The organism is Woeseia sp. D3-10 (assembly GCF_055809415.1).
In genome coordinates this window covers 1,740,407-1,765,543 of the sequence record NZ_JBVVTW010000007.1, presented here as the reverse complement: position 1 = coordinate 1,765,543, position 25,137 = coordinate 1,740,407, and the positions used below count along the sequence as shown (strand labels likewise).

Below are 25,137 nucleotides of genomic sequence, written 5' to 3'. Positions count from 1 at the left end.
GCAAATGAACGGAACGATCTCGCGGGACGGCAAGCCGCTACCAGCGGCGCCAACAGCGCTTATTCGTCGGCTCGAATGGAGGGCGCGGCATGCGGTGAACACGAGTCTCAGTGGCAACTACCGGTCCGCGTTCAAAGGACGCGGCATGGAATTCGATCAGGTCGTCAAGTATCAGTGGGGCGACGATCTTCGCGATATCGATTGGAAAGTCACAGCAAGACTCGGCGAGCCGTATTGCAAGAAATTTGTTGAAGAGCGCGACCTTTCGGTGGTGCTGATTTTTGAAGATTCTCCTGCATTGCAGTTTGGTTCTGCGGGGCGCACTCGCCGCGATACGCTGTTGGAAGCAGCAGCGCTGCTGATGATGCTGAGTTCCGTAAACCGTGATCGGGTGATGTTGCTGTACGGGTCTCCTGAAGGCTATTGGATTCAGCGGGCACTGCCGGGCCGTCGTGGCATCCTGCGGTTGGTCGCGCAGTTGCTGGGCCAGGAGGCACCACCGCTGGATGGGCCCGCCGTCTGCACGTTGCCCTGGACACTTGTACGCAAAGCTGCAGCACGCGGTAGTGTATTACTGTGGCTGGGGCCGTTTGCACAATCACCGGTGCCTGAGCCGTGGCAAGAGTTGCAACAGCGTTACCAGACCGTCGGCGTGCGAGCGGACGATCCCTGGGATACTGAACTGCCCGTAGCCGGCCGGCTCTCGGCGTATGACCCGCTTGCCGGTCGGCTGGTATCGATCAATACCTCCTCAGCCTCCGAAAGGGCTGCTCATGCCCGCTGGCGAGAGAGGAGAGACGCGCATTTTACCCGTCTGTTTCCCCGTTTCGATGAGCGCCTGACAATCTGCGGGACCGACGATCCGCTGCAGGCACTCATCACCTACTTTCGTCGCCACGGTCGCCGTGGCGTTTACACCTGAGCGTTGGGTTCATGACCGATATCGCCGGTTGGAGGTTCGACGATCCTGCCTGGCTCGCGTTGCTGATTTTGCTGCCATTGATCACCTTGCTCCGACGGCGAAAAGGTGTTCCGGCGATCGTAGTGCCGGAAGCGCAGGACTGGCACGTGGCGAAGGTGGCACCAATGCCATGGTGGCCAATTGCCTGTGCCTATCTGGGACTGACAATGCTGATCGTCGGACTGGCGCGGCCGCAGGTGCTCACGTTGCCAGACGATCAGAACATGCGCGGCTATGACTTCATCATCGCGATCGATCTGTCGACCAGCATGTATGCGGAAGACTTTCAACGGGGCGCCACCGTTACCAATCGATTGCAGGCTGTGAAGCCGATCATATCGGCCTTCATAAACGAGCGTCCCAGCGATCGTATCGGTGTCGTTGTGTTTGCAGGCCGTGCGTACACTTTCGCGCCGCTCACATTCGATCACGACTGGCTACGAAAACAAACGGCCAGACTATCGATCGGTCTGATCGAGGATGGCACAGCCATCGGCGATGCAATTGCTGTCTCGCTAACCCGGCTTCGGGAGGGCTGGAAGGATGACGACGAACTGCGGGAAGGTTCGTTTATCGTGCTGCTCACGGATGGATCAAGCAACAAGGGGTCGATCGATCCACGACAGGCCGCCGGACTGGCCGCCGCGGATTCGGTCGCGATCTATACCATTGGTGCCGGTGCCGAAGGCATGGTAACGACACCGATATTCGACTATGCCGGCAATCGCATAGGTACAGAACAGCGCGAATCCCGAATCGACACATTGTTACTGGACGATATTGCATCGTCGACCGGCGGATTGTTCTTTCGCGCGACCGATGAGAACGCCATCAAGGAGGCCTTCGAAAGCATCGATCAGGCTGAGAAAACCACCTTCGATGCGACTCCCCCGCTGGTGAGTCACGAACTGTTCGTCCTGTTCGCGCTAGTCGGGACGACAACTTTCGCGGCTGCCGCATATGGCGCGGGTATTCACACACAAGTCGGCGAGCGGGCCTGACCTGCTGCATTCACGAGATAAAATGAGGAGTAAGCAATGAAGATAGCAAGACGCAAAGCGTTAATAGGGATGGGTGCCGCAGCCGCTGCACTGCCGCTGACGGGCAGAGCACAGTTATCTTCGTCAGGAAAAAGTATGGCGACCCGGCCGGTACGCATCGCTTGTATGCGCTTCTCACATGAAACAGTGACGTTCCTGCCCTACGACACAACAACGGATGACTTCATTTACGAAGGCTCACCTGCGCGTGGTGAAGCACTGCTGTCTTCCTCGCCTCGTGGCTATATGGGCGGGTTCGTGACAGTGGCGAGAGAGCACGCGAACGTTGAGCTCGTTGGTATTGAGTCACCACTTGGCTCCAAGCGCGGATCCGGATCAGGTTGGATTACCAAAGAAGCTTTCGAGCATTTTCTGGACAGAATGGTTGCCGACCTGAAGGCGCAGGCACCTTTTGATGGCGCCTATTTGTCACTGCATGGCGCTATGGGTGTTCGTGGCATACCTAAGCCCGAGTCAATTATTGCTCGCAGAATTCGTGAAGCCATCGGCCCGGATGCGTTTATCGTCGGCACGTTTGACCCTCATGGTAATGAGGATGAAGAGTTCCTGCGGTATGCGAATCTTGCTTTTACCATCAAATACTACCCGCATTATGACGGCTACCTGCAAGGCGAGCGTGCCGCGCGCACCTTAATCCGCAGCATCCGTGGCGACTACGTACCAACGACCGCAACGCGAAAACCGCCGATCATTACGCCGTCAGTACTGCAATGGACAGGAAACTCGCCGTGGATGGACCTGGTACAACGGGCGCTGGTCTGGGAAGCCCGCGAAACCGACGTGTACGTGAATTTCTACTACGGTTTCGCCTTTGCCGACGTTGTGGACGCAGGCATGACCTTCCAGGTTATGACCAACGGTGATCCAGAGCTGGCCAATCACATTGCCGATGACATGGCGCAAACTGCCTGGCGATTACGCGAGGAGCTCTATTACGGCACAGAGGTGCACAGCATCGCAGACGGTGTCGGCATGGCCAAAGAAGCGATCACCGCGGGTGCAGTGCCAGTCGTCCTGGCTGATCACAGCGACCGTTCGGGTGCGGCGATCTGGCTGTTGGACCAGGTGATAAAGCAGAAGCTGAGTAACACGCTCATCGGTACAGTGGCCGACGAGGAAACCATAGAGACGTTGCGCAAACGCGGCGTGAAACCCGGCGATCCGTTCGACATGATGGTTGGTGGCAAACTGGATGTCTCAGCGGGAGATCCTGTTCGGGTTGTCGGTACGGTGCATACCGTAAGCGGGGGTATCGGGTCGCGTAACGGTCGAACAGGAGCAGCAGGAGCGCAGTTGTGGGTCAGTGTGAAATTCGGCGATGGCAACGTACTCGTGATCAGTCCGTACCTCCATCAGGTTACGAATCCGGAATCGTTTCTGGATATCGGCCTCAACCCGGATGACTTCAGTGTCATAGCGATCAAGTCGCGAGTGCATTTTCGCCGCGGCTTTGATGACAATGGCTACGCAAAAACCATACTTCTCGTCGAGCCTGACCAACCGTTCCTCGGAACAATTCGTCTTGAGGCACTCGAGTACGAGCATCTCAAACTTGATCAGTTCTACCCGTTCGGCGAGGACGTTACCTACCCATAATCTGAGGGCACTGCCGTGGTGCACAGTCTGGTGTGCCACGGTGTTCCCATGCTCTTCCGGTCAGGAGCCGTCGCTGGCGTACAACGGTAGCAATGCACTGTGTCGAACCCAACCCTGATCTCGACCGTGCTGTACTTGTTGCCAGCCTAGAAAATGACGGCCTGTTCGAATGACGACGTTACCTGGTTGAACAGGGATTGTTTCTTCCTCGGGAACAAGGTCAGTTGGAGCAGGACTGAGGTTCAAAGACTGAACAGCGATAGCTGCAGTCGGCTTATTCAGGCTGCCATAAGCTTTCCAGCTCATGACTGCAACGCCAAGAATTACAACTCCAGTCATACCGATGCCGCAACCCGCCAGCCGTATCTGGCGTCTACGGGTCGGGCGGTACAATGTAATGACTACAAGGCTGAGTCCGGCCGCAAGCAGGAGACTGGCCAGCAATGCGACACGTTGCCATACCGCGGGCGATGCCAACACCGGCAAGCGCTGGACACTGGACCCTGACAGCAAGCGGTGCAGTACCGGGTCTGCTGTTTCAACTTGCAGCAAGATATTTCGCAGATTGTTTCGAACTACGCGCGATCCCGGCTGCTGGACAAACGCGGCCGTTGCGTGCCCGAGCGCATTGCCCGGATCACCTGCCTGCATTGCAGCGATAGCGATATTGTAATGGGCAGCCCAGTCGTTCCACGCCGAAGTCAGCGCTTGTTGTGCGGCGTAAGCTGTGGTTTCCCGGTTGACAGCAGGCGTTGCTTTCGTAGGTACGCTGTTGTCGGTTGACCCTTCTGCAGATCCGGCAAGCGAAAGCGCTGGCACAGAGACAATGAAAATCACAGCTACCAAGGTAACCGGCAGCCAGTGACTGATGCGGTTCGGGTACCAATGAGTCCGTGGCGGTAATCGGACCGCGGCAGCTGCCAGCGTTGCGCGATCGATCCAGTTCGAGGGAGTGCGCTGTTCGGCAGCGAAGACGGACCGCTCGGTCGTACACCAGAGGTCACACCACTGTTGGGTGAGGCCCGTATCCGTGTTGCGGGCTCGAAGAGCATCAGCAAGCTGGTCGCAGGTCGGAGCCGCGTCACTAACGTTCCATGTACGGGCCGCCGCTCGCAACCAGGCATGCAGATGTGCGGGCGCTAGCCCTGTCCGGCTTCGCCGCACACTCGCCAGTAAGTGCTTTAGTTCTCTGAGGCCAGCCCGACGGAGACGGTCAGGGTCTTCGCAGAGTACACGTTTCCAGGCGCAGCCAGCCCATACAACACCCGTCAACAGCAAGGGCAGCAACACCAACCAGGCCGGGTGAAATGACCAGGGCAGCACTGCGTTCGTGCCGACAGGAAGAAGCGTCGGTGTTGCGGCTGCTGCGAAGGTATTTGGTGTTGCCAACACAGCCAGCACTACACCGAGTCGTCGACACATTGAGTTGACTCTCCTGCGAGTCAGGCAATCCGGAAAACGGTACCGTATGGTGCGCTGCAGAGTCATTACCAGTCGAATTTATTCTGGTTTTCAAGGACGGTTCCATCCGTCAATAACTGGTGCACGCGACCGGGCGAATCCTTGCGGGCAATTTCCTCGAGGCGCTTACGCGAAAAGGCGAGAATGGGATCGTTGTCGTTGCGCCCATTCGCGGACTCTCTAAGAGTGGCGGTGCGGGTACTCTGCGGAGCGGGCCGTTTTCCACGTTCTCCGGTTGGCGCATTGTCGGCTGACAGGTCACCGAGTGCCGCGTCGGTCTTGGCTGCAGCGCCCCTGCCAAATGAATCTTCGGCAGTTTGCTGGCTGCTCTGCCCGGTGACTACCGGCGTCTCGTCTTCCTCGTCCACGTTCTCATCGCGTTCCCTCTTCGCGCTTTCTTCCGCGGCCGCTTCCTCGACAACAGCCAGCATGCTGTTAAGCTGCGACCGGTAATAAGGCCAATCCGCTATGCTGGTATCAATGCTTTCACCAATTACCGTCGCTTCGATGGCATCGCGAATAGCACCAGCCTCGATAGTTTCGCCGGTGCGCTGAGTATCCTGACCATAGCGAATTGACTCTTCTACCAGGAGCCGGAGGTCGAATGCATCGTAATCAAACTCAGCAAGGTGCTCGGCAATTACCCGAACCCGTTCGACCGGATTACTGTCGAACACGGCACGAACGTCGAAGTTAGCTTCTGAATCAAAATGGGCCCGCGGCTCGTTCGCGGTTGCGAGCAGCAACACCGCGACCATTATCGTTGCTTCGGACTGATACTTCCGCAGTGGTGAGGTACTGCGTTGGTGAGTCTTGCTGTCAGACTTGGGGCGAACCTGCCGCGAAGTCGGACGTGAACTGAATTGTTTCCACAAACTAAGCAAACCAAGCAAGAGTGCGGGAAAGAGAAACCACTGGAAGCGTTCAACAAGCACAATGCCCTGGCCGGTGGCGGTGCCTCCCGGGTTGCCGGCAATGACTGTTTCTGCTAGCAGAAATTGCAGGTCTTCGACCTGTCCCAGAGCATTCCCGTTGCGATAGAGGCCGCGCGTACGCTTTGCCAGCGCCTGAAGGTTGTCGGGCATTAGCCGGGAGTGGACCGGGTTGCCGTCAAGATCAATGAGGTAGCCGCCCCATTCGTCAGGAATAAATCCACCGTCGTCCGAACCCATACCAATAGCCAACACATGAATGCGACGCTCTGCCAGATCAGGGAGGCGGGATTCCCACCCGGTTGTGCTGCTCTCGCCGTCGCTCAGTACCAACAGGTACCGGTCCTGATCAGCGACATCGCTGAAACCGTCAAGTGCAGCATCGAGCATCCCCGCATAATTCGATCCGCCTTGCGGCATGTAGTCCGGATTGAGGCTGGGTATGAACTGTTCAATGATCTGATAATCGGGGCTCAGAGGCACCTGAACGAATGCCGTACCAGAGAAAACGATCAATCCGACGTTTTCACCGCGCAGATTGTCGAGTAACTGTCCGGTGATACGTTTGGCCAATTCAAGCCGGGACGGCGCAACGTCCTCGGTGAGCATGCTCCGCGACAAGTCCAGCGCGATCATGACTTCGCGGGTCTGTTTGAAGGATTGTTCGGGGTGTTCGCCCCACTGTGGGCGGCTCGCTGCCACTATCGCAAGAGAGACTGCCACCAGAACGAGCGTCGTTGAGTGTACGCGTGACGGTCGGGCGTAACGTACGCTTCGGCCGGCAATAGTGACGTGCAGTAGACCAGGCCAACCACCGGTGGCCTGTTGGCTGCGAGCTTGTCGCACGCGTAATGCTGCCGCAAGCGGCAGAATCAAGCCGAGGAGTATCCATGGATGACCCCAATCCATCAGGCAGCGACCTCACTCAAAATGCACGTCCCCAGATCCAGAACAACGCTACGATGCAAACAGCACCGGAACCGCCGTACAGTAATCCAAAGCGATAAAAACGGGTGTCGCGGAGCCAGTAAGCAAACGGCAGGAACACAGCAACAATGGCCAACTGACCCAGCTCCACGCCGATATTGAACCCGACCAGAGTGCGCACTATCGGGGCCGCTCCAGCGATCGATTCACCCAGAAAATTCGCGAAACCGAAACCATGCAACAAGCCGAAACCACTAGCGAGCCATGCATTGCGGACCCCGGTCGTTCTTGGCAAGAAATTGTGCAGGGCCGCAAGCAGTACAGATACTGCTATTGCAATCTCAACCAACCGGAATGGCAAGCTGACGAGTTTCATTGCCGCAAGTGACAGCGTCAGCGAGTGGGTGATTGTAAATGCGGAAACGACGATCACGACTTGTTTCAGCAAACGCCCGAAATTCGACACACTCTCCCTGCCGGCGTCGGTTCGGTGAAACACGGCAGGAATCAGGAGCACCAGCAGAAAAAGAATGTGGTCATAGCCTTGCCAGATATGCAGCATTCCATTCACGATGGATCTGCCAAGCTCGCTGCGTTCTGCTTCGGCTCGGCTGAAAGACGCGGTGCCGCCGCCCGCCGGAAGCACGGTGTCCAGGGCCGCAGCACCAGCGAACCGAAGTCGCAGACGGTAACTGTCGCCCCTTAGCGTGTTGTTGATGCCGATGTGCTGCACATCCTGTGCCGCCGTTGCACTAAAGTGCGAAAGAATTGAAGGCATGCCGTTGAACGAGCCGTAGGCCAACTTGTCGAATTGCAGATCGGCCTTGCTACTGTTGGCAAAAATGATCACATGATTGCGCAGGTGATTCTCGATGTCAGGGCGCCTGTTTCGTATCTCATTCCAGGTAACCTCACCATCCAGGTCGATATCGAGCTGCAGCGGGTTATTAAGATTCGTGAGCTCGACAGACAGTTCGCCAGCGATACGACGTTGGTCAACCGTCAGCTCGAGAATGGATGCGATACCGGCTTGCGCGCAGGCCAGGCTTGGGAGTAGCAGGCTGGCAAGACAGGACAGCAGCCTGTATTGCCGGGTACGGCGGGAGAACATCGTGTCGATGCACGTTGCGCGCAGACGCAAGGCATCTCGCGCAGTATGCAAGAGTTGATGAAACAGTCCGTTCACGCAGCGCTTGTTCTCACTACTAAAGATTCGCCGCTCCTTCTGGAAAAGCTATCGCATGGACTCCGTACGAACAAGCACATGCGCAATCGCAATTTGTCACTAAGCATATAGCTCTCCCAGACGTCGAAGCCAATGCTATTCCGCAAGCAAACTATTCCATTATTGAATGGCGAAGCGGCTTCTGTGTCTTGCAGCGAGCTGTTACTTGATCGCGTAGCTTGTCGTTATTACAGCGGCCGGGCCCATCAACCGTAGAAAAACAACGACATGAGACGTTGGTGAACCTGCGAGCCAAGCAGTCGGCTTGTACTTGTCGCATCGATACAACGTGGGCTGCGAATTGATGTGTTATCTCAACCATATGTCTCGACAATAGATATCGGCTGCGTTTCTCCAAGCCGGCATAACGCCACGTTATGCACCCCCACTACCTTTTCATTGTTGGTTGTCGTTCTTGCCGAGTAAGGTCGGTTGCAGATCGTGGGGGAGTAGAAAACGCAGGGAGACTGGAGTGTTTAACAAGAGAATTCGTAAGAGCGCCGCCTGTTCAGGGGCTAATAGTCGTAGATGCTGCGGCTATTCAATAGGTTGGCTGGGGCTCGTATTGACTGCGGGTACGGGCGCTGTCCATGCGCAGGAGACATCGGACAGCTCAGATTCAGACGCCAGAATGGAAGAGATCATGGTCACAGGCTCGCGCGTAGCGCGCAGCGGCTATGAAACGCAAACACCGGTAACAGTAATCAATCAGGAAACCATTGAGTCAGCAGCGCCGACCAATCTCGCTGATTTTGTGAACGAACTTCCAGGCGTTGTTGGAAGCAGCATGCCGTCAACGTCGAACCGCAGTCAGAGTAGCGGAACTGCTGGCGTCAACTCCGTCAATCTGCGTGCGCTTGGAAATACGCGTACGCTGGTGTTGCTGGATGGGAGACGGTCGGTTGGGTCACTCTCCAACGGTACGGTCGATATCAACACATTTCCGCAGGCTTTAGTCAAAAGTGTTGAAGTGGTCACAGGTGGTGCATCGGCGACATACGGTTCGGACGCGGTGTCAGGTGTTGTGAACTTCATTCTCGATCATGACTACACCGGCCTGAAAGTCGATTTTAACGCAGGCGAGACGTCACGCGGTGATGACGAAACGCAGAGTGCAACCATTGGTTATGGCACCTCGTTTGCCAATGACCGCGGCCATCTGCTTCTGAATGGCGAAGTAACCCGCCGCGAAGGCATATACGGTGTGCCACGCGACTGGAACAACGAGGGCTGGTACCTCGTCAACAACCCGGACTATGTACCAGGCAACGGGTTGCCTGAGCGACTGGTTGTTGGTAATGCCGGACAAAGCGTAATGACGCCAGGCGGGATAATTACGAATACCGCGCTGCGTGGAACCTACTTCGGCGTTAACAGTACTGTAAATCAGTTCGCGTACGGGAATACCCGGGATCCATGGACTATTGGTGGGGATTGGCAGTTAGGTCAGTCGAACAATACGGTGTCGCTAATTCCGGAAGATGACCGTGACGGCGTATTCGCGCACCTCACCTATAACATTACAGACAGCATTGAGGCCTTTGCCGAAGCTTCGTACAACAAGAGTCATGCCTACGGCTGGGGTGGTTCTTTCTACGACAAGGGCAACGTCCGGATTCAGGGCGACAATGCGTTTATCCCCGAAACCGTTCAGCAACGCATGGTCGATCTTGGTATTACCGAGTTTACTCTTGGTACCAGCAACGGTGACTTGCCGAATCGTTTCAATGATATGGAACGTGAAGTGACTCGCTATGTCGTGGGCCTGAACGGGTCGTTCAGTGCTCTCGGTCGAGACTGGAGTTGGGATACGTATTATCAAAAGGGCTTTACTGAAGCACGCGAGAGTGTTCTCGCGACCAATCTGGCGAACCTCGGCATGGCTACGGACGCTGTACTTGATCCAGGTACCGGCGACATCGTTTGCCGTTCGACGCTTACGGATCCTGGCAACGGCTGTATTCCGTTCAATCGTATGGGTATCGGCGTGAATACGCCGGAGGCTGTTGACTACGTGACCGGCTGGCCGACACGCTTGCAGCGCTTTGATCAGGAAGTGCTGGCACTCAACTTCACGACGGACGTCAAAGGTTGGGTGGACCCGATCGGGCTCGCCTTTGGTCTTGAATACCGAACCGAAGAAATCTCGGGTTCGGTTGAGGAGCAGTACCAGTCCGGTTGGCGGGTCGGCAATTACCTGCCAACCTTTGGTGAGTATGATGTGTTTGAGGGGTATGTCGAAGCGCTGGTACCGCTGCCTGCCAATCTCGAACTCAGCACCGCTGTGCGAGCTACGGATTACAGTACGTCGGGTTCAGTGACAACGTGGAAGGTGGGTTTCAACTGGTCCGTTACCGATGACGTGCGCTTGCGTCTCACCAAGTCACGCGATATTCGTGCCCCAGGCCTCTCTGAACTCTTCGAGGCGGGCCGTCGGCGTACCAATACACTCCAGGTACCTAACCCGGCAGACCCTGGTAACCCAACCAATGTTCAGTTTACTGAAAATGTAACCGGTAACCCGAACCTGCAGCCGGAGGAGGCCGACAGTCTGGGTCTCGGGCTTGTCTGGCGTCCGTCATTTGTTGAAGGTCTGGGCTTGTCGGTGGACTACTACCAGATTGACATCAATGACGCGATCGGTGAGCTGGGTGCGCAGCAGATTGTTGACCGCTGCTTCGAGGGTGACGACGTCTACTGTCAGGCAATTGACTTTGGCGTGGGCAACACCGGGTCGACAGTTATTACCGAGTTGCGTAACGGACCGTTCAACTTCGTTACGGAAACCGCTGAGGGCATCGATCTGGAGATGAGCTACTTGTTCCCAATGACAGGGCTGCCAGGTGACGTCACGCTGTCGGCACTGGCGACACATTATCTCGAGTACAAGACCGACGACGGCATCAACCCGGCGACCGATGATGCCGGCGAGAACGCTGGCAGCGGTCCGCCCGACTGGTTGTACCGTGTCTCCGCTACGTACAACACAGACCAGTTTACTGTTGGCCTGACCGGACGAGGTGTCAGCGATGGTGTTTACAATAACTCCAATATCGAATGCCTGACGGGTTGCCCCGCGTCGACATCTGTAAATCGTACTGTAAACAACAATCAGATTGACGGGGCGTTCTATACAGACCTCTACATGTCGCACACAATGATGAACGGAGATACTGAAACCCAGTTGTTCTTCAAGGTAACAAACCTGTTCGACCGGGATCCGCCAATCGTGGTCAATGGTCCATCCGACAGTAGTCAGGTCGAGCCATACACCAATGAAGCCCTTTACGACACCCGCGGTCGTGCGTTCAAGCTGGGCGTTCGGTTCAGGTGGTAAGAACGGCCGGCTGTGCTAGTCCAGCACAGCCGGCAATTTCCAGTGCCATCTTGAGCCACAAGACTTAGTTGGCCTCGTACGAGGATTGATTGACGCGAAATCAGTTTGAACGGTCCAGTATGCAAGGAGAGCTCCGATGAACAGGTTTCTCAATACAATCGCAAGAGTTGCCAGAGCCGTTGCCGGTGCGGCCATTCTGGCGTCGTCGTCAACCACATTGGCGCAATCCACCTCGCTCGATATCCTGATACTCGATGGCTGGGTAGTCGACGGTGGTGGCAACCCTAAAGTTCGCGCTGATGTTGGCATACGGGGCGATGAGATCGTGGCCGTCGGCCGACTGCGTGGTACCGACTCAAAACGCACCATCGAAGCTCGTGGCAAGTACGTTGTGCCCGGGTTCATCGATATCCATTCACACTCCGACCGGGGTTTGAAGGCGGATGACATCAATCTTCGGCGTGCGCCCAACCTGGTCGCGCAGGGCATTACGACAGTCGTCGGCGGTGCCGACGGTCGCAGCGGCTGGCCTATCTCCGAGGAGATCGCCGCATTGCGAGACCCTGGAATTCCGATGAACTTCGTCCCTATGGTTGGTCATGGCACGGTGCGTTCGATCGTGATGAAGGACGATTTCCGGCGGGTTGCGACACCACAGGAAGTAGCTCAGATGGAGCGACTGGTGCAGGCCGGTATGAACGACGGCGCGTGGGGAATCGGAGCCGGGCCGGAATACTCGCCGGGGCTGTTCAGCAACACGGAGGAGTTGATAGCGCTGGCAAAAGTTGTCGCACCCTACGACGGATTTTATTTCTCGCATCAGCGGAGCCAGTCGCCGATTCCGCTATGGCAACTCCCCAGCATGAATGAAAGTGACTTGCCGGCAATGGCCCAAGGCAAGTCTTTAACCGGCACAGACGGCATGATGGAGACTATTCGCATCGGACGCGAGTCCGGAATTCGGGTGGTCGGCACGCACATCAAGGCCAAGGGGGAAGACACCTGGGGACACTCGGCAGTAGACATCAATATGATAGATCGCGCCCGGGCCGAAGGAGTCCAGGTGTTTCTCGACCAGTACCCCTACAATACATTTGGTGGCGGTCCGAACGACGTTCTGCCCGACTGGGCCTACGCGCCACCGGGCACAAATCCGATGAGCCTGGTCGGACATCGTCTCGATATTGATCCTGCGGAAGCCAAAGCAAACCTGCAAAAGAACCTTGCAGACCCCGCAACCAGAGAAAAGATCATTGCCGATACGGAATACACAATGGCGATGCAGGGCGGTGCGCGTCGGCACATCATTGTGGCCGCGGAGGATCCGTCATTGGTGGGCAAGACACTGGCCGCGGTTGCTGCAACCAACGAGAGCTCGGTTGTACAGCAGCTGCTCGACTTTGCGCTTGCGGCGGACACCATCTCACCGTCTGGCGTTCTCTTCCGCCCCCTCGCAGGCGATGATTCTGATGTGGTGAATTACATGCAGCAGGAGTACACGGCGACGTCGACGGATGCTGGAATATCCTTGACGCCACGGCCTGGACAGCATCCCCGTTATTTTGGTGCGTTTCCTCGCAAGATCGGGCACTTCGCGCGCGACGAAGGTGTAATCAGCTTGCCGTTTGCCATTCGTGCGTCGACGTCATTGCCAGCACAGATCATCGGCCTTCCCGATCGAGGCTATATCCGGGCAGGGCAGAAAGCCGATATCGTGATTTTTGACTACGAGCAGATCGCAGATACCGCCACCGTTGAGAATCCGACCGGCGCAAGCCGAGGTATCGAGAACGTGATCGTCAATGGCAAGTTTACTTTCGATCAAGGTCGGCCAACAGGCGCGTTGCCGGGTCTGGTACTGAACCGCAAAGAAGTGCGCGGCCGCTAGGTGACCGTGGAAGGTTAGCTCGAACAGGTCGGAGGTCATTCCATTGGTGGAATGTCAGCGATGCCTGACTACCTGCGGTGGGTGAGGACCGGCACCTGGTCATACAGATACGGATTGGTGAGTTCGAGGTTGGCCTGTCGGCAGGTATCTGTCGGCATCGTACGACGTCCTGCAGAGAGTGCGAGCGGAGTTGCTCTAAGCACTAGTGCCAGGTTTTCTCGCTTGATTCGACCTTGAACAGAATGTAGTCGCGAAGTTGTTTCGCTTTAGCGTGTTCGATGTACGGTACCGTCACGCTGCCCGACGCCAGGTACATGCGCAATGTTGCGAGTTCTCTGTGCCGTTGATAACGAGACTGGCTTACGGTGACGCGTTGCACCTTGCGAAAGAGCAGGCCTGCCGTCGTGTAGCCAAGCAGCCCGGAGCGCCGAATGATTTCCTCGTCATCGTGAGCGTAACCGGCACGCTTCCAGTTCTGGTACGCCGCTGCGGCAACGACCGGCAGCCATAACAGGCACAACAGAGACGGAGCACCCAACGGCTTCATCAACACCCCGGTTGCGAGCACGGCTGGGAGCAAGCCACCGAACAGTATTTTGGAGCGCATGCTATAGGGCGAAATTGCAGTGAATCCTGTGCTGGCAGGGTTCTGCGACAAACGCCCCCCTTCCGGCATCAGGAACTTGCTGCGCAATGAGTCGGCAAGTTCCGCGGTTACGACAGGCACCAGGAAGACCTTGCCCCGTCCCTTTCGCCCACTGATGGCCTGACGCGCGGTCAATCGATAGCGCTTCATTAGTCGCAGCACGATGCCCTGTTCCAGCCGCAGGGTTTGAATCTTGCCCAGTTCCATTGAATGTTCGTGTGCTGTCAGCAAGCCGGCATGTGAACGCAGTGATTGTCCGTGGAGGAAAAGTTGAAAATTGCTATAGCGCAGAAATGCCGCTGCGATGGACACGACAACAAACAGGAAAACGACGGCGACGAAAATCGTGATGGCAATGGATACGCCGCCGATAGCATCAAACTTGAAGCCATTGGTCGCAGCAATCTGAACAAATTCCGCTAAGTAGCGGTCAAGGCTGTCATCGATGCGATCGATGAATGGACCGATGAATGCAAACACAATCAATGCACGACGATCAGCCAGACCGATACGAATCATGTCTCGCCAGTCCAGGTGTACGAGTGCATCAGTATTGGTTTCGGATTTGGATTCGGAATCGGTTTCTGTTTCGTTGCCGTCAGCGCCCTCAGCGGCGGTACTGGTCGGCGGGGGTGTCCCGAGACGTTCCCGCAGGGAATCCGCAAAGTATTGCGTAACGGCGGGCAGATTGCCTTCTTTGCCGGAGGTTCCAGCAGTGTCGAAGCTGACGGTTACCAGACCGAGCAAGCGATAGATCACGCCCTGTTCGGTATTGATCCCCTGAATACGCTCGAACTTGATGTCCAGTTGCGTCTTCTTGAATACGCCATGACGGATCAGAACCGAATCAGCACGGATCTGAAAGCGAAAAAACCAGTAACTGAGTACAGCCGCTACGGTAATGAACACACTGAAACCGATGCCGGCAAGCATCAGTTTGCTGACGATGTCACCTTCGTAGGCGACGAGCAGGGCTATCAGGGGCGCCAACGATTGCCAGGCATTCTTTGCAATGAGACGGAAAATCCTGCCAAGGAAGAACAGAATCGCAAATGGCGACGTGCGCCGCCACGTGGCTGAATCAGCTGTGCTCAATAGCACTGCCTGCCTTGTTGAGAACAAATACGCGCAGTTTCTCGGCAACGTCATTGCCGAGGCCGCCAATTTTCAAATCGCCACCCGAGCCACCCGCCGTGAACAGCTGCAAGGTACCAAGCCCGAAACGGCGTTCAAGCGGTGTGCTGCTGGTTTCAACGTGCTGAATCCTGTTGAAGGGAATGGCTGTAACCGAATGCCAGATCACGCCTTTGCGAAACAGGATGTCCTTGTCACGAAGTACATAGCCGCGCCGTTGAACGGCTATGCCCGGCCAGACCATTGCGATGCCTGCGGCAATTAAAAGGATCAGGTACAGAACCATGACCGGTATCAGAGGAATATGCAGCGCAAAGCTTAGTACTGCTGTCGCAATAGCCACTATCACGAGAATAGCCGCCGACGCTACGCGAATGGCGCGCGTATAGCGGGGGTGCAGTGGTTCCCAGTTGACCTCATCTGTACCGGGCAACTCTTCCAGCGGAATGTCAGGGTTCTGAAACATCGTCGCTCCAGTCGTCGGGAAGGCGGCAGTATACGGCAGTAGCACTAGGTAGTTTCCACAACTTCCACGGATTCTGTTTGCCGCCTAAAGTGCCGGTAAGAGCACGGTGTCAGGACCGCTAGATCGCTTTTGTATGGCGATGACTGGCGCGTAGGGCCAAAAGAAGGACACGACCGAAAGCTGTTACCAACAAGAAAAAGCGAACAGTAGTTTCCACCGCCGCGTGGTGCACTCTCAATTTCCAGCGATATTCGTGGTGCCATGGGCCAACTTTACGGATAGAAATCGAAATCATGGAAACCTATAAGCAGACCTTCAGCATTAAACGGCTATGGATAATCCTGACGGTCGGAATGGTCGTCATGTTCAGTATTCTGCTCTTTCTCGGGGCGGAGATTTACCAGAAGGCACCGCCTATCCCGGAAGCGGTCAAATCCGCATCCGGCGAAGTCCTCTACACCCGTGACGATATTGAGACCGGACAAAATGTCTGGCAGTCGATTGGCGGAATGGAGCAAGGCTCGATCTGGGGACATGGCAGTTATGTGGCGCCCGACTGGAGTGCGGACTGGCTGCATCGCGAAGCTGAAACGCTGCTCGCACTGCGACTGGAAAATTCGCATACCGGTCTTTCCCCGGCGGAGAGCGAGGCGTTGCACAGAGCCGCATTGCAAGAAGAAATGCGTGCCAACAGCTACGACGCCGCAACAGGCACGATCACGGTCAGCGACATGCGCGCCCGTGCTATCAGGCAAGTTGAGGAACACTACGCAAGGCTGTATCAGGGCAGCGATGCCGAGTCGCTGGCGTTGCGACGCGACTATGCGTTCCCGGTTCACGGTCTGCTGACGAATACAGAAGCAAAGCAGTTGTCTGCCTTCTATTTCTGGACAGCCTGGGGTGCGACCACCAATCGTCCCGGCATGGATATCACCTACACCAGCAACTGGCCGCACGAGCCGTTGGTTGGAAACAAACCGACCACTGAAATTCTGATGTGGAGTATCGCGTCAGTAATCCTGCTGCTTGCTGCAGCGGGTGCGCTGGTTGCTTACTATGCAAAACAGTTTGATGTCTGGCAGCAGGAAATTATTCCCGAAGACGGCATCGCTCAGTTCGACATACTGGATAGCGCGGTTATCACGCCGTCGATGCGGGCGACGTCGAAATATTTTTGGGTCGTCTGCGCGATGTTTCTGTGCCAGATTCTGCTCGGCATCATCACTGCCCACTACGCCGTCGAAGGGCAGGGGCTTTATGGCCTGCCGTTTGCCGAATACCTGCCGTACTCCGTGACGCGGACCTGGCATACGCAGCTCGCGGTGCTGTGGATTGCGACCGCCTGGCTCGCAACGGGTCTGTATGTCGCACCGATGCTCGGTGGCCGCGATCCGAAGTTTCAGCGCTTCGGTGTGAACTTCCTCTTTATCAGCTTGCTGATCATCGTGATTGGTTCATTCGCCGGTCAATGGGCGGCCGTGCATCGCTTCTTTGACGATCTCACGATGAACTTCTGGTTCGGGCATCAGGGTTACGAGTACGTCGACCTTGGTCGGTTCTGGCAGATTTTTCTGACCATTGGCTTGTTCCTTTGGGTTGCCCTGGTGGTCCGAGGCATGTGGCCGGCCTTGCATCAGAAAGGCGGCAAGTCGCTGATCTATCTCGTGCTCGTATCAGCCATTGCGATTGGCCTGCTGTATGCGGCGGGTCTGATGTGGGGTCAGAACACCCATATCGCGATCATGGAATACTGGCGCTGGTGGGTTGTCCACCTGTGGGTTGAAGGCATCTTCGAAGTCTTCGCCACGGCAATCATCTCGCTGCTGTTCGTGCGCATGGGCATCCTGCGCACGTCAACAGCAACCGTGATGGTGCTGTTCGCAACGATCATCTTCCTGTTCGGCGGCGTGCTCGGCACATTCCATCACTTGTATTTCAGTGGCACGCCAACATCGGTGATTGCGGTTGGTGCAATGATCTCCGCACTCGAAGTCGTGCCGCTGCTGGTGGTCGGTTTCGAAGCCTATACCCGGTACAAAGTTGAACACGAGGCGGTATGGGAACGGAACTACCACTGGCCGTTTATGTTCTTCGCGTCCGTCCTGTTCTGGAATTTGGTGGGAGCGGGCTTGTTTGGCTTCCTGATCAATCCACCGATAGCTCTCTATTACATGCAGGGCCTGAACCTGACGGCGAATCACGGTCATGCCGCGTTGTTCGGTGTCTACGGAATGCTTGGGCTGGGATTGACGCTCTACTGTATGCGCGGCCTTACCAACACCGCGCTGTGGAACGAGAAGCTGATCAAAATATCGTTCTGGTCGCTGAACATTGGTCTCGCGATGATGACCTTCCTGTCGCTGTTACCGCAGGGCGTAATTCAGACTTACATCAGTATCGACAAGGGCTACTATTTCGCCCGCTCGGCAGAACTGATTCACAGTCCGATTATGGAAGCATTGGTATGGGCGCGGGTGCCGGGCGACATCGTGTTCAGTGTCGGCGTGGCTGCTTTCGTGTGGTTCGTATACCGCGCCTATGTGCCGGGCAGTAAGCAGCGGGCTTAGAGACGCCCACAATACGGTATTCATCATTGCCGGTGTCAGGTTATAGCTTGCGGTGTCAGATTTGTTGCCCCCGACAAACCTGACGTCTCGCTATTGCAGTTGCGGGAGTATTCTCCGGCACGGTGTCATAGCACTCGGGTGCAGGTACTGAGAATCATATCCGCCACGCCTTAGAAAGCAGCATCGAGTCGTGCACATCACCTTGGGCAACGGAAACCGGTAGACTGCGCACTTTGCCGCTGCTGGAAGACCTCTATGACAACCCTGGTTCTCGGTCTGTTTCTGTTCCTCGGGATTCACTCTGTGTCGATCGTGGCCGGCGGCTTCCGTGATCGCCTGGCCGCGCGCAGCGCACACGGCTGGAAAGCCTTCTACAGTGTGGTGGCAATTGCAGGATTCTATTTCATCGCGACGGGTTATGCCGCGGCGCGGATGGAGCCGGTTGTCCTTTACATGCCACCTCTTTGGCTGCGGCATGTCGCGGCACTGTTGTTGCTGCCAGTGTTTATTCTGTTTTTCGCGCCTTACTTACCCGGTCGAATCAAGACTGCAACGCGCCACCCACAGCTGATTGCCGTGAAACTCTGGGCGCTGGCACATTTGCTGGTTAACGGAATGTTGGCCGACGTCGTCCTGTTCGGCTCGATCCTCGCCTGGGCCGTTGCTGATCGAATCTCAATGAAGCGTCGTTCAACGCGGCCCGTCCCCGGCGCACCGCCGACTGCTATGAATGATGCGCTGCTGATCGTGATCGGCGTCGGTGCGTACGTGCTGATGGTGACCTGGTTGCACAAGGCGTGGATCGGGGTGGCACCGTTTGGCGGTTGATGTTGTCCCTGCGTCTACCGTTCCCTGCTCTTCATGACCCCAGCCGGTAACGCAGCTTGATCACCAACTGGTCTTCAAGTGGCTCGTCCCAGGAATCGCGGAACAGGTCGGAATAGGGCAGCAAGTCGCGGCGACGTGAGTCGCCCTTCGTATACACAATATACAGGTCGGACAACGGCGCGATCTGCCAGCGGTAACGCAGCTGAAAACTGAGCTGCGATAAACTGAAATCGTCTGCCGGCCCTGGCGGCTTCGGCACTGCAGTCAGTGCGGTGCTGTTTGTGTCGAGTTCATAAAATTTGCTTTCCCGAGCGCGAATACCAACCCATTGCAGTCCCGCACTCAGGTGCTGGCGCGCCGTCGGGAAATAGTCGACGCTCAGTGACGGTTGCCACTGCCGCGCTTCAAATGCGGTGAAGTCGCGGCCTTGTTGATGCAACAACCAACCGTTGCGATCAAACCAGACGGATTTCAGGTCGATTTTGAAGTTGCTGTACGGCTGCCAGACGATGCCCGCCTGCGCTTCATAAGTTGTGTCGCCAACAAATTCTTGCTGCAGATTGACCTTGCCGTACACGCTAACCGGTTTGGCGGTGTTGGTGCGATACAGAAAGCTGAGGTTCTTGCGAGTTGACACATCGAACACGCCATTGCCGAAGCTGTTGCGGTCATCGTAACGCTGCGGGAAATAGGCGCCGAAAATTTCGATCTCATCCAGACTGTTCAACTTGAAATTGAAGCTGGATGCCAATGCGTTGTTGGTGCGATAGCCATCGCCGTTCACTTCATAGCGGATAAACGGCGAGATTGTGAAATCACGTATTCGTTTAAAGCCGGACTTGACCCACTCCAGGCTGTACCAGGCTTCACGAACATCATTGCGCCGCTGGAAACCTAAGTCATTAACATTCAGCGAGTCATCGAAAGCCGTCAGTTCCAGTTTGTGTGTCAGTCCTTGTCGCGGGTTGTAAGTAATGTCCGCGTAGGCACCATAGCCGCGCCCGCTTTCGTCGCGGTCTGAAGTCAGCACCTGACCGTCCACACCCCAGCGGCCTTCACGACCCAGGTATTTGAAATCTGCCGCATGAACGAGTGCGTCAGAATCCGGATGGGCGACTATCGTTGAGATCATTCCGAGCCCGCGGTACGTGTCGCCTTCGCTGTTTTCGTAGAGTATGCGCAGTGCAGCAAAGTTACGTCCGTCCTGCAGGTACTCAGTGCCGTCCACATTGAACGCGCTGTCATCTTCAAACGCGCCGAGCAGGCCAAAGCGCAACGGTCCCCGTTGACCGGTTACCTTTGCTGCACCGAGCAAGTCACTGTGCTGAACCGCCTGGCGCAATGGCAGTCGGGTTCCGGGTGGCAGCGCCGGCCTGCGGGCACGACCGCCGATTCGCCGTGTGTTGACGACCGTGAAACGCTGCGAGCCGGAAGTCGCGCGCGAGGTTGTATTAAAGATGTTCTGGCCTTCAAGGAAGAATAGTCGCTTCTCCGGGAAAAAGGTTTCGTCGGCTGTCAGGTTTACCGTTACATCATCCGATTCAACGGAACCAAAGTCCGGATTCAACGTTGCCGTCAGTTGCAGGTTAGTCGATGGCCTCCAGAACAGATCGGCGCCGGCCTTGAACCGCGCATCGTGATCGACGCGGTCATAGGTCGTCGATGCATACGGAAACAGGCTCCACTGGCTGCGGGGATTGACGCCCTGAAGTGTTACCTTGGGAAACTCACTAATGAAACTTGCGCGCGAACTGGGCAACGCGGGCCAGGACCAGGTTTCGTTCCGTGAGCCGACCCTGCGAGAAATCTGCAAACCGATTCTTCGCTCGCCGGTAGCGGCTGGCATGCTCATTTGTGACCATGGAACAAACGCCTCTGCACTCCAACCTTTATCAGTGCGTTGGCTGGCGCCATACCATGCTCCATCCCACTCGCGGCTGTACTGGCGTTCCGGGAGAAGTGTGCCGTCCATGAGGTTGTCACCCAGGGCGATACTCATCCAGTAGCCGTAAAGTCCGCTGCCCGACATATCGAAATTGACGGTTACTCGATCACGAACCTCGTTGACGTTGTCGCGAGCAGTAATCCGTTCGACGAGCGTGTCCTCAGGCTGCACCATGTCGAATGACACATAGACGCCACGCATCGTGTAGAAAATGCGGAAGTCGGTCGACCACTCTGATGGCGCAAGCGTATCTGGCTCAGTGACTTGCAAGGGTTTGTTGACGGGCGCGACGGACCACGCCGCCTCATCAAGCCGACCGTCAATGACGATGTTCGCAGCGGATTCTTCGACAAACTGCAGTGAAACGTTAGCCGTGCGGAAGGATTCCGGGGAAGGTATCGGATCGTTCTCGGCTGCCTGATCTGCAAACGATGCGTTACCGGCGCCCAAAACAACTAAAAATGAAACAGCGGATCGTACGATTCGGTGCATGTTCAGCTGCCCTGATCTGGACTGTCAATGCATGCGCACGCGCGCCTGCCTGCCAGTGGCCAGTTCAAGGTGTCCCCCCCCTTGTTGTTGTACGGTTACGTACTGCTTGGCCGCCAATCGGCCCCGCGCAATCTGTGTTCTGACCCGATATCGGCCGATTCGTGCTGTTCGTGATGCGAGCTGCCACCCAATATACCGTTCTTCGCACTGAAGTCTGGTTTTAAGGCTACTGCCAACAACGCTTGATTCCTGCAGATTTTCTCAGAATTTTTCAAGTTATTGCCTGTTTCAACCAGGCCCGCGCAAACCGAATTTCTTCATAGACCGTGCTTGACGACACCCCAAGCACCTCGGCAGCATCGTCCATCGACATGCCGCCGAAGTAAATCAGCTCCACTGCGTGCGCCATGCGTTCGTCATTCTTTGCGAGTTTCGATAGCGCTTCATCAAGCATCAGAATCGGAAGTTCGCTGTCGTTTGCAGCTTGCACATCGTCAACGAACGTAATTGCCAGCGCACCACGGCCACGTTTTTCACGGTTCTTGCCACGTGCATGATCGACCAGTACCCGGCGCATCATGCGTGCTGATACTACAAAGAAATGTTTACGGTTCTTGATATCTATATTGCCATCAACAAGCCGAATCAAAGCTTCGTTGACGAGTGCCGTCGCTTGCAGGGTGTGCCGGGCATTTTCACCGGACATGTATTTCTGGGCCAGGCGCCGTAACTCCTGGTAGACAAATGGTGACAGGCGATCGAGCGCTTGCTCATCGCCATCACTTGAAGCCTGAAGCAGGCCGATAAATTCGTCAGGGGCATGCATTATGTCTGCAGAATAAAGCAAGGTACCGTGGCGCACCATGCGCGCGTCACGTTTTGCGGCATACTGCGGTTAGCATACGAGATTTCAGCGTACGTTTTTGCAGCAAGGAAACCGCAGGTGGACAAAAATAACCAACAAGCGGACTGGTCGCTGGTTAAATCGCTGTTTGCGGAAGTGATGCAGCAACCACCGGTGGAAAGAGCGGCCTATCTCGAACGTGTTTCTGCTGACGACAGCACGTTGCGCACTGCCGTGCAAAGTCTGCTTGACGCTGTTGATACGCAGGGAGTGGTTGCTGATGTCATTGGTGCTGCGGCCGCTGACCTGTCCGACGGTGTGCGAAATACCCACATTGACCACTACGAAATCGAGGCCCTGATCGGTGAAGGCGGCATGGGCGATGTCTTCCTGGCGCATCGGTCTGATGGTGCATTCGAACAGAAAGTTGCGATCAAAGTAGTCGGTGGCCGCCGTCCCAGCGATGAGCTGGTTCGTCGGTTTCGCGCGGAACGACAAATACTCGCAAGCCTGGAACACCCCAATATTGCCCGGTTGATTGACGGCGGTGAGACGTCGGCCGGTGCGCCTTATCTGGTTATGGAGTACGTCGATGGGGTCTCGATAACCGAATACTGCGATCAACAAAGGCTGGGCATTGCGGAGCGACTCAAGCTGTTCCTCAAAGTCTGTGCGGCCGTACAACACGCGCACCGCAACCTGATCGTGCATCGAGATATCAAGCCCAACAATATTCTGGTCGGCAAAGATGGCGAGCCGAAACTGCTGGATTTTGGTATTGCCAAGTTGCTCGACGCTGATCTGCTAAAGCAAACCATGGTCATGACGGTGGCGAGCGCGCGATTGATGACGCCGCGTCACGCCAGTCCTGAACAGGTACGTGGTGACAACGTTACAACGGCGACGGATATCTACAGTCTTGGCACCTTGCTCTACGAACTGCTGAGCGGCGTGTTTCCCTATGAGGTCAATACTGCCAGTGCCGCCGAGATTGAACGCGTCATCTGCGATACGGACCCGTCGCGGCCGAGCACACGCCTGACACAATCCACCGACGGTATCGATCCGAACACCATTGCCGAAGCGCGCCGCTTGCGCGTTGCCGAGCTGGTCCGTCAGATCGGCGGCGATCTGGACACCATTGTATTAAAGGCCATGCAGAAGGAGCCGGAACGCCGTTACGTGACGATCCGCGAGTTTGCTGAAGACATCCGCCTGTACCTGCAGCACCGGCCGGTGATGGCTCGGCCAGACAGCGTGTTTTATCGCGGATCGAAATTCATGCGCCGTAATCGAGTCACGGTTACCGCAGCGACGGTCGCTGTAGCCGTCGCGATAACGGCAACGGCGCTGTCGTTCAGCCGGATCGCCGAGGAACGCGACCTTGCCGAAGCCGAACGGCAAAAGGCCGAAGCGGTCAGCGGTTTCATGCAACAGATATTTGAAGTATCTGATCCTGAAGAGTCTCTCGGCGAGGCCGTCAGTGCTCGTGATCTTCTGGAAGAAGGTGCACGTCGAGTTGAGTTTGATCTGGCTGATCAGCCCGAAACCCAGATTACGATGATGAGGGTATTGGCAAACGTTTACTACAGCCTGGGCGACTGGGAGAACGCATCCAAACATGCCAACGCAACTTTGCAGCGTGCCGAGGCCTTGTACGGCACGGAGCATCCGGAGGTCGCGACGTCGAAGCTGACTCTCGGCCTGGTCGCCCAGGATCTGGGTCAGTTCGACGAGTCGGCGGCGCTGTTAATTGAGGGACGTGAAATTCGTGAGAGGCTGTACGGACGCCAGAATTTCGATGTAGTCGAAGCGATTAGTATGCAGGCCTTCATGGAAGAAAGTCGCGGCAATTTTGAGGCCGCTGAAGAGTTGCACGCTGATGCGCTGGATCTGGCTCGAGAGATTTTCCATGGAGATGATGCAGCTGTTGCGGAAATGATGACCAAGCTCGGTGGTTTCTATCGCATCCTCGGACGTACCGATGAAGCCGAGCCGCTGCTGGCTGATGCGTTGAGCATGCAACAACGGGTTTACGGTGCTGCACACCCGGAAATGTCGGACACAAAGCGACAGTTGGCGGGTTTGTACCGAGACACGCGTCGATTTGAGGAAGCGGAACGGTTGTACAAGGAGGTGATTGCCGAGCGTGTTCGTATGCTCGGCGAGAATCACGCGGAGGTCGCGCACACCTGGAACAGCTATGCGCAGTTGCTCGATTCCATGGGCGAACATGATCGCGCACTGGACGCTTATCGGAAGTCTCTTGATCTCCTTGAGAAATTGCACAACGGTCCGCACCCGAGCTTCGGCGCGCTGTACAACAATTTCGCGGTAACCCTGAAGCAACAGGACAAGTTCGAGGAAGCGCTGGAATACTATCAGTTGTCCCTCGATATGCAGGACGCCGCCGAGCTGCCCGCACGGCACCCGAACCGCAGCTTTCCCTTAGGTGGTATGGCCAACACCTATCTGGCGATGGGCCGCTATACCGAAAGTGCTGATCTGGCACGCCAAACACTGGAATTGCGGCGCGAGCACTTTGACGAAACACATCGACTGATTTCGGAAACAAAGAACATCCTCGGTGCCGCGTTGACAGGCCTCGGCGAATTCGACGAAGCGGAGCAATCCCTGCTGGATGCGTATACCTCGTTTCTTGAAGCGCACGGCGAAAGCCATGCCGGAGTGGCGTTGGCGGCATTCAACCTTGCCGAGCTGTTCAAAGCCCGCGGCAACGAGGCCGACGAAGCCGTGTGGAGGGCAAAAGAGGCGGGTTCCCGTGCTGCCGCAGAGGCTATCGACAGATAGAAAGGTTATTGCTATC

15 protein-coding genes are annotated in these 25,137 nt (G+C 56.2%); 8 read left to right on the top strand and 7 right to left on the bottom strand.

Annotation, left to right across the window (positions count from 1 at the left end):
- Positions 1-4 precede the first annotated feature (4 nt).
- The 3 genes from AC0L8N_RS08435 to AC0L8N_RS08425 all read left to right on the top strand — a co-directional run bounded on the left by AC0L8N_RS08435 (position 5) and on the right by AC0L8N_RS08425 (position 3,618).
- The gene (locus AC0L8N_RS08435) at positions 5-922 is read left to right on the top strand and encodes a DUF58 domain-containing protein (RefSeq protein WP_473667189.1); all 918 of its coding nucleotides are present in this window, start codon (positions 5-7) and stop codon (positions 920-922) included.
- An 11-nt stretch (positions 923-933) separates the two neighbouring features.
- Positions 934-1,962 carry a VWA domain-containing protein gene (locus tag AC0L8N_RS08430; RefSeq protein ID WP_473667188.1) on the top strand — a complete coding sequence of 343 codons (1,029 nt, stop codon included), beginning with the start codon at positions 934-936 and terminating at the stop codon, positions 1,960-1,962.
- 135 nt (positions 1,963-2,097) lie between these two features.
- Positions 2,098-3,618, top strand: coding sequence for a M81 family metallopeptidase (locus tag AC0L8N_RS08425; protein WP_473670093.1), 1,521 nt, complete (start codon positions 2,098-2,100; stop codon positions 3,616-3,618).
- A gap of 60 nt (positions 3,619-3,678) precedes the next feature.
- On the opposite strand, the gene AC0L8N_RS08420 is transcribed toward AC0L8N_RS08425, so the two are convergent.
- The 3 genes from AC0L8N_RS08420 to AC0L8N_RS08410 all read right to left on the bottom strand — a co-directional run bounded on the left by AC0L8N_RS08420 (position 3,679) and on the right by AC0L8N_RS08410 (position 8,100).
- Positions 3,679-5,040 (bottom strand): tetratricopeptide repeat protein, encoded by a 1,362-nt coding sequence (locus AC0L8N_RS08420; RefSeq protein WP_473667187.1) that lies wholly within the window; start codon positions 5,038-5,040, stop codon positions 3,679-3,681.
- A 65-nt stretch (positions 5,041-5,105) separates the two neighbouring features.
- Positions 5,106-6,920 carry a vWA domain-containing protein gene (locus AC0L8N_RS08415; protein WP_473667186.1) on the bottom strand — a complete coding sequence of 605 codons (1,815 nt, stop codon included), beginning with the start codon at positions 6,918-6,920 and terminating at the stop codon, positions 5,106-5,108.
- A 16-nt stretch (positions 6,921-6,936) separates the two neighbouring features.
- Positions 6,937-8,100 carry a HupE/UreJ family protein gene (locus AC0L8N_RS08410; protein ID WP_473667185.1) on the bottom strand — a complete coding sequence of 388 codons (1,164 nt, stop codon included), beginning with the start codon at positions 8,098-8,100 and terminating at the stop codon, positions 6,937-6,939.
- A gap of 535 nt (positions 8,101-8,635) precedes the next feature.
- Between AC0L8N_RS08410 and AC0L8N_RS08405 the strand changes: the two genes are divergently transcribed.
- Positions 8,636-11,500: a TonB-dependent receptor domain-containing protein gene (locus tag AC0L8N_RS08405; protein WP_473667184.1), complete on the top strand. Its 2,865-nt coding sequence runs from the start codon at positions 8,636-8,638 to the stop codon at positions 11,498-11,500.
- A gap of 136 nt (positions 11,501-11,636) precedes the next feature.
- On the top strand, positions 11,637-13,388 hold the full coding sequence (locus tag AC0L8N_RS08400) for an N-acyl-D-amino-acid deacylase family protein (RefSeq protein ID WP_473667183.1): 1,752 nt from the start codon (positions 11,637-11,639) through the stop codon (positions 13,386-13,388).
- 202 nt (positions 13,389-13,590) lie between these two features.
- On the opposite strand, the gene AC0L8N_RS08395 is transcribed toward AC0L8N_RS08400, so the two are convergent.
- Together AC0L8N_RS08395 and AC0L8N_RS08390 are read right to left on the bottom strand one after the other, a co-directional pair.
- Positions 13,591-15,129, bottom strand: a complete 1,539-nt coding sequence (locus AC0L8N_RS08395; RefSeq protein ID WP_473667182.1) for a PH domain-containing protein — start codon at positions 15,127-15,129, stop codon at positions 13,591-13,593.
- Positions 15,116-15,634, bottom strand: coding sequence for a PH domain-containing protein (locus tag AC0L8N_RS08390; protein ID WP_473667181.1), 519 nt, complete (start codon positions 15,632-15,634; stop codon positions 15,116-15,118). The genes AC0L8N_RS08395 and AC0L8N_RS08390 overlap by 14 nt, the downstream gene beginning before the upstream one ends.
- A gap of 293 nt (positions 15,635-15,927) precedes the next feature.
- Here AC0L8N_RS08390 and AC0L8N_RS08385 point away from each other — a divergent pair, with 293 nt between their 5' ends.
- Both AC0L8N_RS08385 and AC0L8N_RS08380 read left to right on the top strand, forming a co-directional pair.
- Entirely contained in the window at positions 15,928-18,201 is a 2,274-nt protein-coding gene (locus AC0L8N_RS08385) for a nitric-oxide reductase large subunit (protein WP_473667180.1), read from the top strand.
- Positions 18,202-18,456: 255 nt separating this feature from the next.
- On the top strand, positions 18,457-19,029 hold the full coding sequence (locus AC0L8N_RS08380) for an NnrU family protein (protein ID WP_473667179.1): 573 nt from the start codon (positions 18,457-18,459) through the stop codon (positions 19,027-19,029).
- Between the two features lie 31 nt (positions 19,030-19,060).
- On the opposite strand, the gene AC0L8N_RS08375 is transcribed toward AC0L8N_RS08380, so the two are convergent.
- The gene (locus tag AC0L8N_RS08375) at positions 19,061-21,466 is read right to left on the bottom strand and encodes a DUF5916 domain-containing protein (protein ID WP_473667178.1); all 2,406 of its coding nucleotides are present in this window, start codon (positions 21,464-21,466) and stop codon (positions 19,061-19,063) included.
- A gap of 271 nt (positions 21,467-21,737) precedes the next feature.
- A complete protein-coding gene (locus tag AC0L8N_RS08370) occupies positions 21,738-22,331 on the bottom strand; it encodes an ECF-type sigma factor (protein ID WP_473667177.1) in 594 nt (197 codons plus the stop codon).
- A gap of 78 nt (positions 22,332-22,409) precedes the next feature.
- On the opposite strand from AC0L8N_RS08370, the gene AC0L8N_RS08365 reads away from it, so the two are divergent.
- Entirely contained in the window at positions 22,410-25,121 is a 2,712-nt protein-coding gene (locus AC0L8N_RS08365; RefSeq protein WP_473667176.1) for a tetratricopeptide repeat protein, read from the top strand.
- The last annotated feature ends 16 nt before the right edge of the window (positions 25,122-25,137 follow it).